Origin of the sequence: Streptomyces sp. CBMA29 (genome assembly GCF_014596445.1) — a bacterium.
Taxonomy (GTDB): domain Bacteria; phylum Actinomycetota; class Actinomycetes; order Streptomycetales; family Streptomycetaceae; genus Actinacidiphila.
This window is the reverse complement of the sequence record NZ_MECL01000222.1, coordinates 53,649-63,532: the sequence shown is the minus strand read 5'-3', so window position 1 is coordinate 63,532 and position 9,884 is coordinate 53,649. Positions and strand designations below refer to the sequence as shown.

General features: G+C 71.0%; 14 protein-coding genes. 5 read left to right on the top strand and 9 right to left on the bottom strand.

Annotated features, from left to right (window positions below; all coding sequences use genetic code 11):
- The coding region (locus tag BGM09_RS30675) for a DAK2 domain-containing protein (protein WP_188284987.1) at nt 1–492 on the bottom strand (492 nt) is incomplete at its 3' end.
- A 279-nt stretch (nt 493–771) separates the two neighbouring features.
- On the opposite strand from BGM09_RS30675, the gene rpmB reads away from it, so the two are divergent.
- A complete protein-coding gene (gene rpmB / locus BGM09_RS30670) occupies nt 772–957 on the top strand; it encodes a 50S ribosomal protein L28 (protein WP_028426177.1) in 186 nt (61 codons plus the stop codon).
- A gap of 136 nt (nt 958–1,093) precedes the next feature.
- Here the strand turns inward: rpmB and thiD are convergent, their stop codons facing one another.
- Together thiD and BGM09_RS30660 are read right to left on the bottom strand one after the other, a co-directional pair.
- Nucleotides 1,094–1,882: a bifunctional hydroxymethylpyrimidine kinase/phosphomethylpyrimidine kinase gene (thiD, locus tag BGM09_RS30665; RefSeq protein WP_188284989.1), complete on the bottom strand. Its 789-nt coding sequence runs from the start codon at nt 1,880–1,882 to the stop codon at nt 1,094–1,096.
- A gap of 53 nt (nt 1,883–1,935) precedes the next feature.
- Complete coding sequence (locus BGM09_RS30660) at nt 1,936–2,901, bottom strand: thiamine-phosphate kinase (RefSeq protein ID WP_188284986.1); 966 nt, start codon at nt 2,899–2,901, stop codon at nt 1,936–1,938.
- A gap of 179 nt (nt 2,902–3,080) precedes the next feature.
- Between BGM09_RS30660 and BGM09_RS30655 the strand changes: the two genes are divergently transcribed.
- A complete protein-coding gene (locus BGM09_RS30655) occupies nt 3,081–3,314 on the top strand; it encodes an Lrp/AsnC family transcriptional regulator (protein ID WP_188284985.1) in 234 nt (77 codons plus the stop codon).
- A 21-nt stretch (nt 3,315–3,335) separates the two neighbouring features.
- Entirely contained in the window at nt 3,336–3,812 is a 477-nt protein-coding gene (locus BGM09_RS30650; protein WP_188284984.1) for a DUF3515 domain-containing protein, read from the top strand.
- A 57-nt stretch (nt 3,813–3,869) separates the two neighbouring features.
- Here BGM09_RS30650 and BGM09_RS30645 read toward each other — a convergent pair whose 3' ends face one another.
- Genes BGM09_RS30645 through BGM09_RS30635 form a run of 3 tightly spaced genes read right to left on the bottom strand, consistent with a single transcriptional unit; the run spans nt 3,870 to nt 6,838 of the window.
- On the bottom strand, nt 3,870–5,105 hold the full coding sequence (locus BGM09_RS30645) for a D-alanine--D-alanine ligase family protein (RefSeq protein ID WP_188284983.1): 1,236 nt from the start codon (nt 5,103–5,105) through the stop codon (nt 3,870–3,872).
- Nucleotides 5,106–5,117: 12 nt separating this feature from the next.
- The gene (locus BGM09_RS30640; protein ID WP_188284982.1) at nt 5,118–6,119 is read right to left on the bottom strand and encodes an NAD(P)H-dependent glycerol-3-phosphate dehydrogenase; all 1,002 of its coding nucleotides are present in this window, start codon (nt 6,117–6,119) and stop codon (nt 5,118–5,120) included.
- Nucleotides 6,116–6,838, bottom strand: coding sequence for a lysophospholipid acyltransferase family protein (locus BGM09_RS30635; protein WP_188284981.1), 723 nt, complete (start codon nt 6,836–6,838; stop codon nt 6,116–6,118). Before BGM09_RS30635 ends, BGM09_RS30640 begins: the two co-directional genes overlap by 4 nt.
- A gap of 151 nt (nt 6,839–6,989) precedes the next feature.
- Here BGM09_RS30635 and cofC point away from each other — a divergent pair, with 151 nt between their 5' ends.
- Nucleotides 6,990–7,643 carry a 2-phospho-L-lactate guanylyltransferase gene (cofC, locus tag BGM09_RS30630; RefSeq protein WP_317452959.1) on the top strand — a complete coding sequence of 218 codons (654 nt, stop codon included), beginning with the start codon at nt 6,990–6,992 and terminating at the stop codon, nt 7,641–7,643.
- A 32-nt stretch (nt 7,644–7,675) separates the two neighbouring features.
- Nucleotides 7,676–7,888, top strand: a complete 213-nt coding sequence (locus tag BGM09_RS30625) for a hypothetical protein (protein ID WP_188284979.1) — start codon at nt 7,676–7,678, stop codon at nt 7,886–7,888.
- A gap of 198 nt (nt 7,889–8,086) precedes the next feature.
- Here the strand turns inward: BGM09_RS30625 and BGM09_RS30620 are convergent, their stop codons facing one another.
- The 3 genes from BGM09_RS30620 to leuD form a co-directional block, all read right to left on the bottom strand.
- A complete protein-coding gene (locus BGM09_RS30620) occupies nt 8,087–8,707 on the bottom strand; it encodes an HU family DNA-binding protein (RefSeq protein WP_188284978.1) in 621 nt (206 codons plus the stop codon).
- 132 nt (nt 8,708–8,839) lie between these two features.
- Nucleotides 8,840–9,064: a hypothetical protein gene (locus BGM09_RS30615; protein ID WP_188284977.1), complete on the bottom strand. Its 225-nt coding sequence runs from the start codon at nt 9,062–9,064 to the stop codon at nt 8,840–8,842.
- Nucleotides 9,065–9,284: 220 nt separating this feature from the next.
- The gene (gene leuD / locus BGM09_RS30610; RefSeq protein WP_188284976.1) at nt 9,285–9,878 is read right to left on the bottom strand and encodes a 3-isopropylmalate dehydratase small subunit; all 594 of its coding nucleotides are present in this window, start codon (nt 9,876–9,878) and stop codon (nt 9,285–9,287) included.
- Nucleotides 9,879–9,884 lie beyond the last annotated feature (6 nt).

Genomic DNA, 9,884 nt, shown 5'->3' with positions numbered 1-9,884 from the left:
GGCCTCCGCTGCCTCGGCCGCGCCGACGGCCACCGTCAGCATCGTGCCCTCGACCGGCCGGGCGACCGCGTCGTACGCCGATTCCGCGGCGATCCGCAGGGCGCGCCGCAGTTCGGCGGCCCCGATCCGCTCCGGGGCGTCGGCCGGGGCGGCGACCGGTGCGGCGACCGCCTCGTTCATGCCGCGCAGGAGCTGGGCGAGGATCGTGCCGGAATTGCCGCGCGCGCCGATGAGGGCGCCGTGCGACATGGCGCGGAGCACGTCGGGGAGGGTGGGCCGGGTCGCGGGGGCGGCGGCCGTCGCGTGCGCGTCGAAGACCGCTTCCACGGCCTGCGCGGCGGACTCGAACGTCAGGTACAGATTGGTGCCGGTGTCCCCGTCCGCGACGGGATAGACGTTGATCGCGTCGATCTCCTCGCGGGCCCTGCCCAGTGCCTGGAGCGAGAGGCGGCACCAGGCGAGCACCGCGGAAGCGTCGAGCGAGGGCGGCAACGGGTCCTCCTGCGGAACACCGGGATATCGGGAACTGCCAGGTGAGCCTAGGCCCTTTCCGGGCGGTCACGGGCGGTCCAGGCGGCGAAGGGGCCGTTCATGATCGCCCGGAAAGGGCCTGGTCGTGACCCCGGTCACGGGGGCGGGCGGTCCGGATCGGGGGGCCCGCGGACCATGGTAGTTTCGTTGTCCGGGAGCGGTCGTTGTATGCTGCTCCGGTTGCCTGGGGGTCTCTCAGGCTTTTCATCGTAAGTGCATCTGAAGTCTTTGGAGTGACCCGTGGCTGCCAACTGCGACGTCTGCGGCAAGGGGCCGGGCTTCGGCAACAGCATCTCCCACTCGCACCGCCGTACCCCGCGTCGTTGGAATCCCAACATCCAGCGCGTGCGTGCAGTGGTCGGGCGGACGCCGAAGCGCCTCAATGTCTGCACCTCGTGCATCAAGGCCGGTAAGGTCTCGCGCTGACGCGTCGTCGTACGTCACGTCGTAGCAGCGCAGCCTTAGCGGCTACTCGAATGCCGGTCCACCTCAGGGTGGGCCGGTTTTCTTGCGTGGTACGGGTGCCCGCGCGGCGCGGATGACGGCCGCCGCGGATGACGGCTCAGCGCGTGCGCCAGCCGTGGTCGACGGGGCCGGTCCCGGCGCCGAGCGGGAAGCCCGCCGCGATGGCGCCGGTCACGTACGTCTTCGCCAGTGCGACGGCGTCCGGCACGTCGTGGCCGAGGGCGAGGTGGCAGGCGATCGCGCTGGCCAGGGTGCAGCCCGTCCCGTGGGTGTGCCGGTTGTCGAGCCGTGGGGCGCGGTACCAGTGCTCGGCGCAGCCGTCGGTGAGCAGGTCGACGGCCTCGGCCGAGCGGCTGTCGGCGAGGTGGCCGCCCTTGACCAGGACCCAGCGCGGCCCGTGGGCGAGTACGGCGTCGGCCGCGGCCCGCATGCCGGCCTCGTCGTGGACGGTACGGCCGGTGAGCTGGGTGACCTCGTCCAGGTTGGGGGTGGCGACGGTGGCGAGCGGCAGCAGCCGGGTGCGTACGGTCTCGACGGCTTCCGCAGCGAGCAGCGCGTCACCGTGCTTGGAGATCCCGACCGGGTCGACGACGACGGGGACGCGGCCGTCCAGTGCGGCGAGGAGACCGGCGACGGTCTCGGTGAGGGCCGCCGAGGAGAGCATGCCGGTCTTGACCGCCCCCACCCCGATGTCGCCGACGACGGCGTGGAACTGGGCGCGTACGGCCGCCTCCGGCAGGTCCCAGACGCCGTGGACGCCCAGCGAATTCTGCGCGGTGACGGCGGTGAGCACGCTCATGCCGTGCACGCCGAGGGCGAGCATGGTCTTGAGGTCGGCCTGGATGCCCGCGCCGCCGCCGGAGTCGGATCCGGCGACGGTGAGCACCCGGGCGGGGGCCCGTACGGGCCCTGCCACGGCCGACGTTACGGCCGACGTGGTCACTCCTCGTCCCCGAAGTGGTCCCAGCCGCCCGCCTTGTCCCAGGGCGCGCCGTCCACGGTGACCTGCGGAGCGCGGCCCGCGGGTGCGCTGACGGCGCCGATGACGCGCCAGCGGGCGGGCAGCTTCACGTCGCGGGGGAAGGCGGCGACGATCGCGTGGTCCTCGCCGCCGGTGAGCACCCAGTGCAGCGGGTCGACGCCGACGGCCTGCCCGATGTCGGACATCTGGGCGGGTACGTCGATGTCGGCGGAGCGCAGGTCGATGTCGACGCCGCTGGCGGCGGCGATGTGGCCGAGGTCGGCGACCAGGCCGTCGCTGACGTCGGTCATGGCGGTGGCGCCGAGTTCGGCCGCCGCGGGGCCCGCGTGGTACGGCGGTTCCGGGCGGCGGTGGGCCTCCACGAAGGCGCGCGGGGAGCGGAAGCCGCGGGAGAGCACGGCGAGTCCGGCGGCCGACCAGCCGAGCCAGCCGGTGACGGCGATGATGTCACCGGCGCGGGCACCCGACCGGGTGATGGCCTCGCGGCTGCGGAGGTCGCCGAGCGCGGTGACGGCCACGGTGATGGTGTCGCCGCGCACGACGTCGCCGCCGACCACGGCCGCTCCCGCGACCTGGCACTCGTCGCGGATGCCGTCCATCAGTTCGACGGCCCAGGTGGCGGGGAGTTCGGCGGGGACGACGAGGCCGAGCAGCACGGCGGTGGGGAAGGCGCCCATGGCGGCGATGTCGGCGAGGTTCTGCGCGGCGGCCTTGCGGCCCACGTCGTAGGCGGTGGACCAGTCGCGGCGGAAGTGGCGGCCCTCGATGAGGACGTCCGTGGTGGCGACCACCCGGCGGTCGGGCGCGGCGACCACGGCCGCGTCGTCACCCGGTCCGATTTTCACCGCGGGTGTGGTGGTGAGCCGGGAGGTCAACTCCCTGATGAGCCCGAACTCGCCCAACTCGCCCACAGTCCCCTTCATCCCAACGTCCCCTCAAGTCGCGGCCTGAGCCGGTTCTGCTGCGTGTTTCCCGTCAATACGGGGGTGAGACCCGTCAATACGGGGGTCAGGTACCGCGCGGGTCTCCCCGCTGTGCGCGACGACGCGATAACGTGGCGTCCCCCTTCCCACATGATCCTCGAAGCCGCCCTGGAGGTTCCGTGGTACAGGCGTACATCCTGATCCAGACCGAGGTCGGCAAAGCCTCGGCAGTAGCGGAGGTGATCTCCAAGATCGAAGGAGTCATTCAGGCCGAGGACGTCACCGGTCCTTATGACGTCATCGTCAGGGCCCAAGCAGACACGGTCGATGATCTCGGCCGCATGGTGGTCGCCAAAGTCCAGCAGGCGGACGGCATCACTCGAACGTTGACCTGCCCCGTCGTCCATATCTAGCCCCCACTATGCTCACCGGTGATGCTGTATCGCCGAGTCGTACTGACCGCCGTGTCCGCCGTCGCGTGCCTTTCTGCGGCGGCGGTCTACGCGTTCACGTCCGGTACGGACGAAGCGATCGCCGTACCGGTTCCTGACGCACGTGTCGCCGGATACTGTCACGCGCTGTACGGCGAGCTGCCCGCGAAGGTCGACGGTCTCTCCCGGCATGATCTCAAGCCGAAATCGGAGCTGACAGCCGGGTGGGGCAATCCGCCGGTCGTGTTGCGCTGCGGTGTTCCGCGGCCCGCCGCTGACGCGGATCCCTCCACTTACGGCGCCGAGGTGGACGGCGTCTCCTGGTCGGTGGAGCAGGGTGCCGACGGTGGGGTGCTGATGACGACGACGCTGCGCAAGGCGTATGTCGAGGTGGCTCTGCCGAAGCGTTTCGCCCATGACATCAGTCCGCTGACCGACTTCGCCGACGCGGTGAAGAAGACGATCCCCGAGGGGGTCTGACCCCCCCCGGGGCTCGGCTGTCCGTCCGAGGCCGCGCACAGGCGCGGCCCCGGCGTGCTAGCGCAGTCCGGTCGAGCGGCGCAGCGCCGCCTGGATGAGCAGGTCGACCAGTTGCCGGTAGTCGACGCCCGTCTCCCGCCACATCCGCGGGTACATCGAGATCGGGGTGAAGCCCGGCATCGTGTTGATCTCGTTGATGACGAACTCCCCGCTGTCCAGCAGGAAGAAGTCGGCGCGGACCAGGCCCTCGCAGGACGCGGCCTCGAACGCCTCGACGGCGAGCCGTCGCACCTCGGCGGTCTGCTCCTCGGTGAGCGGCGCAGGAACGATTCCCTCGGCGGAGTCGATGTACTTCGCCTCGAAGTCGTAGAACGCGTGGCTGGTGACCGGCGGGATCTCGGCCGGTACGGAGGCGCGCGGGCCGTCCTCGAACTCCAGGACGCCGCACTCGATCTCGCGTCCGCGCAGCAGCGCCTCGACGATGACCTTGGGGTCGTGCCGCCTGGCCTCGGTGATGGCCGCGTCGAGCCCTTCCGGGCCGTCGACCTTGGTGATGCCGAAGGACGATCCGGCGCGGGCGGGCTTCACGAACAGCGGCCAGCCGTGCTCGGCGGCGAAGTCGGTGACCTCGCGGCGTACGGCTTCGCTGTCGCGTTCCCACGCGCGGGGGCGGATGACGGTGTAGGGGCCGACGGCCAGGCCGAAGGAGGTGAAGACGCGCTTCATGTACTCCTTGTCCATGCCGACGGCGGAGGCGAGCACGCCCGCGCCGACGTACGGGACGCCGGAGAGTTCGAGCAGGCCCTGGAGGGTGCCGTCCTCGCCGTACGGGCCGTGCAGCATGGGGAAGACGACGTCGACCTCGCCGAGCGCCTTGGGGACGGCGCCCGCTTCGGTGTAGACGACCTCGCGGTTGGCCGGGTCGACCGGGAGCATGACGGCGCCCTCGTGGTCGGTGACCTGCTCGACGGTCGGCATCCGGCGGTCGGCGATGGCCATCCGCTCGGGGTCGTCCGCGGTCAGTGCCCAGCGGCCCTCGGTGGTGATGCCGATGGGCAGGACGTCGTACTTGTCGCGGTCGATGGCGCTGAGCACGCTGGCAGCGGTGACCACCGAGACGCCGTGTTCGGAGCTGCGTCCGCCGAAGACGACCGCGACCCGCGGCTTGCGCGGGTAGTTCTCGCTCGCGTGGCCTACCACGCGCCGGTCCGCGTACGGGTCCGCGGGCCGGTCCGGGCCGGATTCGCGCCGGTCAGGGCTCTGGGAGCTGTCGTGGGATGCAAGGTTGCTCATGTCGCGATGACCCTACCGTTCCGGCTTGGCGGAGCGTGACATCAACTCCTGTACGGCCACGACGGGCGGTTTCCCGTTGTGCACGATGTCGACCACGGTGTCCGTCAGCGGCATGTCGACGCCGTGCCTGCGGGCCAGATCGGCCACGGATTCGCAGGACTTGACGCCTTCGGCCGTCTGGCTGGTGACGGCGATGGTCTCGGCCAGGGTCATGCCGCGGCCGAGGTTCATGCCGAAGGTGTGGTTGCGCGACAGCGGTGAGGAGCAGGTGGCGACGAGGTCGCCCATGCCCGCGAGGCCGGCGAAGGTGTGCGCGTCGGCGCCCATCGCCATGCCGAGCCTGGTGGTCTCGGCCAGGCCGCGGGTGATCAGGGACGCCTTGGTGTTGTCGCCCAGGCCCATGCCGTCGGCGATGCCGACCGCGAGGCCGATGACGTTCTTGACGGCGCCGCCCAGTTCGACGCCGACGACGTCGGTGTTGGTGTACGGGCGGAAGTAGCCGGTGTGGCAGGCGGCCTGGAAGCGGCGGGCGACGGCTTCGTCGCGGCTGGCGACGACGGCGGCGGCGGGCTGCCTGGCGGCGATCTCCGGGGCGAGGTTGGGGCCCGACAGGACGGCGACACGGTCGGGTCCCGCCTTGGCGACCTCCTCGATGACCTCGCTCATCAGCTTGGCCGTGCCCAGTTCCACGCCCTTCATCAGGCTGACCAGGACCGCGTCGGGGCGCAGCAGCGGTGCCCAGTCGGCGAGGTTGGCGCGCAGCGTCTGGGACGGGACGCACAGGACGACGAATTCGGCGTCGGCGGCGGCTTCGGCGGGGTCCGCGGTGGCGGTGACGGCGGCGGGCAGTTCGAGGCCGGGGAGGTATTCGGGGTTCCTGCGGTCGGCGTTGATCGCCGCGGTCAGCTCGGGGCGGCGGCCCCAGAGCGCGACCTCGCACCCGGCGTCGGCGAGGATCATGGAGAAGGCGGTGCCCCAGGAGCCGGTGCCGTAGACGGCGCAGCGGACCGTCATGCGCCCTCCCGTGCCTTGCGCGGGTCGTAGAGAGCGGCGGGCGCGGGTTCCTGGCGTACCTCGGCGAGGAGCGCGGTGACCGCGAGCATGATGGTCTCGGTGACGGCGCGCAGCACGTCGGGGGTGGGGTCCTGGCCGTAGAACTCGGTCAGGTCGACGGGTTCGCCCGCGAGGACCCGCAGCGTCCTGCGCGGCAGCAGGCGTACGCGCTTGCTCTTGGCGTACGGCGGCACGGCCTCGTTGGCGCCCCACTGGGCGACCGGGATCACGGGCGCCTTGGTGAGCAGCGCGACGCGGGCGACGCCGGTCTTGGAGACCATCGGCCACATGTCGGGGTCACGGGTGAGGGTGCCTTCGGGGTAGAAGACGACGCACTCGCCGGAGTTGATGGCGTCGACGGCGGCGCGGAAGGCGTTCGCGGCGTCGGTGGTCTCCCGGAAGACGGGGATCTGGCCGGTGCCGCGCAGCATCGTGCCGACGAAGAAGGGCTTGAAGAGCCCCGACTTGGCCAGGAAGCGGGGGACGCGGCCGGTGTTGTACTGGAAATGCCCGTACGACAGCGGGTCCAGGGCCGAGTTGTGGTTCACCGCCGTGATGAAACCGCCGTCGGCCGGAATGTGCTCCATTCCGTGCCAGTCCCGCTTGAACAGCACAATGAGCGGCGGTTTCGCGATGACGGCCGCCAGCCGGTACCAGAAACCGATTCTGCGGCGGGACACCATGACTCCTTTTCGTTGCTGTGACGCTGCGCTCGTACGGGCTCGTGCAGCACCACCCGTGCGGCAGCCGCACAAGTCTGCGGCTACGGACACGTTAACGCCAGGGCCCGGCGGCCCGTGGGGCGCCTGGGGAAGGCCGCACAATGGTGCGGTGGCGATAGATGTGACCTGGAAGTGGTCCCTTGTCGTGCCGCTGAAGCCGCTGGCCGTGGCCAAGAGCCGGTTGGCCACGGCGGCCGGGGCGGTACGGCCCGCGCTGGCCCTGGCCTTCGCGCTGGACACGGTCGCGGCGGCGCTGGCCTGCGCCGAGGTGGCCGACGTGACCGTGGTCACGGACGACGAGCGGGCCGGGGCGGAGCTGGCCGCCCTGGGCGCCTTCGTGGTGCCCGACGCCCCGGCGGCGGGGCTGAACGCCGCGCTGCGGTACGGGGCGGACCGGGTGCGGGCCCGCGATCCGTACGCGGCGGTCGCGGCGCTGAACGGCGATCTCCCGGCCTTGCGGCCCGCTGAGCTGGCGTTGGTGCTCCGGGAGGCCGCGGGCGGCCAGGAACGGGCTTTTCTGGCCGACGCGGCCGGTGTGGGGACAACCTTGCTCGCCGCTCCGCGCGGCTCGGCCCTCTCCCCCGCCTTCGGCGGCGCCTCCCGCGCCCGCCACCTGGCCACCGGGGCCCGCGAGATCGCCCTGCGGCGGGTGCCGTCGGTGCGGCAGGACGTGGACACCGGCGACGACCTGCGCGCGGCCCTCGCCCTGGGCGTCGGCGCGCGTACGGCGCTGGCCGCCGCCGGGCTGCTGATCGCGGACTGACCCACAGGCCGGGCCGCACTAGGCTGCGGCCCATGCAGGCAACCGCGTTCACCTACGACCCCGAGACCCGCGGCGGCAGCGTGCTGCTGGACGACGGGACGCCGCTGCCCTTCGACGCCGCCGCCTTCGACGCGGGCGGCCTCCGCCTCCTGCGCCCCGGCCAGCGCGTCCGCATCAGAACCGACGGCGACGGCCCCACCCGCCACGTCGTCTTCATCACCCTCCAGACCTTCCCGGACGCTTGAGGGTTCGCCGGTAGCCGGCGAGTCAAAGGCGGCGCCGGTATCGAAAGAGACGATGAGCAGGGAGCGAGGAACGAGCGACCGTCGAAGAGGACCGTCGATACCGGATTTAAGCCGCTGGAGGCGAGAGGGCGGCAAAAAAACGAGCGCGGGCCGGGCTCCCCCTGGGGGAACCCGGCCCGTCGCGGTCCGTGGGACGGACTACTTCCTGGTGGCGCTCCGCTTGGCAGCGGTCTTGCGGGCGGTCGCGCGCTTGGCCGGGGCCTTCTTCGCGGTGACCTTCTTGGCCGGGGCCTTCTTGGCCGCCGCCTTCTTGGCGGTGGTCTTCTTGGCCGTGGCCTTCTTGGCGGCGGTCTTCTTCGCCGCCGCGGTCTTCGCCGCGACGGTCTTCTTGGCGGCGGACGCCTTCTTCGCGACCGTCTTCTTGGCCGCGGTGGCCTTCTTGGCCGCCGCCTTCTTGGTGGTGGTCTTGGTGGTGGTGGAAGCACCGCCGCTGAGGCTGCCCTTGGGCGCCTTCTTCACCGCGACATCGTTCTTCGGGAGCTTCTTGGTGCCGCTGACCAGGTCCTTGAAGCCCTGACCCGCGCGGAACCGCGGCACCGAGGTCTTCTTGACCCGGACCCGCTCCCCGGTCTGGGGATTGCGGGCGTAACGGGCCGGACGCTCCACCTTCTCGAACGAACCGAAACCGGTGACCGAGACCCGGTCGCCCGAGACCGTCGCACGGACGATCGCGTCGAGAACCGCGTCAACCGCGTCCGCGGCGGCCTGGCGGCCACCTACCTTGTCGGCAATCGCTTCTACGAGCTGCGCCTTGTTCACGTCTTCCCCTTCGGAAACTTGCCCGGCGAATGAGTGCGGGCTTTTTCGCACGCTAGGCGGATATATACCGCAAATCAAATACGAAACGGGCGAATCACCCTTGTGCCGCAACGAACTCGGTGCTCTACGGGATCAGCGATCCGGGATTCCGAGGTCGTCCAACTCAGCCGTTAACACGTCCAGGCGCCGTGCCGCGTCGGCGAGATCGTGCTTCGCCACAGCGGTCACCGCGAGCAGCCGGCGACTCAACTCCCGCCGTGTCCCATCAGGGACTTCGGGATTCGCGACGCGCAGATGCGCCTGCTTCAGACGCGCGGCGAGAACCCCGTAGAGCTGGAGTTGGCCGTCGCGTTCCATGCGTCGATTGTGCCATCTGCGGCGAGTTGTCGGGAGCGACAGGGCCAACCGGGTGTTCCGGGCCGTTTTCCGGACACTCCTGGACCGTCCGGAAGGGCCCTCCTGGGCCGCCCCCACGGGCACTTCGGGACCGGACCAGACATCGCCGGAACACGCAGAAGCGCCCTCTGCGGACGGGCAGAGGGCGCTTCTTGGGTCCGGACGGGGCCGAACGGGTCGGTCAGACCTGCACGGTGCTCGGCTTGAAGGACGGCCGACCGGCTTCGAACGCCGAGATGTCGGCCTCGTTGGCGAGGGTCAGGCTGATGTCGTCCAGCCCTTCCAGCAGCCGCCAGCGGGCGTTGTCGTCCAGTTCGAACGGCGCCGTGACACCTTCGGCGCGCACCTCGCGGGCCACCAGGTCGACGGTGATCTCGGCCTGCGGATCGGCCTCGACCAGTTTCCAGAGCGATTCCACCGTCTCCTGCGGCAATACGACCGTGAGCAGGCCGTTCTTCAGCGAATTACCGCGGAAGATGTCCGCGAAGCGGGACGAGATCACGGTCTTGAAGCCGTAGTTCTGGAGGGCCCAGACCGCGTGTTCGCGCGACGAACCGGTGCCGAAGTCGGGGCCGGCGACGAGCACGGTGGCGCCGCGTCGCTCGGGGGCGTTGAGGACGAATGTCTCGTCCTTGCGCCAGGCTTCGAACAGCCCGTCCTCGAATCCGTTGCGCGTGACCTTCTTCAGCCAGTGCGCGGGGATGATCTGGTCGGTGTCCACATTGCCGCGGCGCAGCGGTACGGCCCGCCCGGTGTGCGTGGTGAAGGCTTCCATGGGGGC

Coding starts and splice junctions, on each gene's coding strand:
- BGM09_RS30660 (WP_188284986.1), bottom strand. CDS start 2,901: ATGAAGGGGACTGTGGGCGAGTTGGGCGAGTTCGGGCTCATCAGGGAG.
- BGM09_RS30650 (WP_188284984.1), top strand. CDS start 3,336: ATGCTGTATCGCCGAGTCGTACTGACCGCCGTGTCCGCCGTCGCGTGC.
- BGM09_RS30645 (WP_188284983.1), bottom strand. CDS start 5,105: ATGAGCAACCTTGCATCCCACGACAGCTCCCAGAGCCCTGACCGGCGC.
- BGM09_RS30640 (WP_188284982.1), bottom strand. CDS start 6,119: ATGACGGTCCGCTGCGCCGTCTACGGCACCGGCTCCTGGGGCACCGCC.
- BGM09_RS30625 (WP_188284979.1), top strand. CDS start 7,676: ATGCAGGCAACCGCGTTCACCTACGACCCCGAGACCCGCGGCGGCAGC.
- BGM09_RS30615 (WP_188284977.1), bottom strand. CDS start 9,064: ATGGAACGCGACGGCCAACTCCAGCTCTACGGGGTTCTCGCCGCGCGT.
- leuD (WP_188284976.1), bottom strand. CDS start 9,878: ATGGAAGCCTTCACCACGCACACCGGGCGGGCCGTACCGCTGCGCCGC.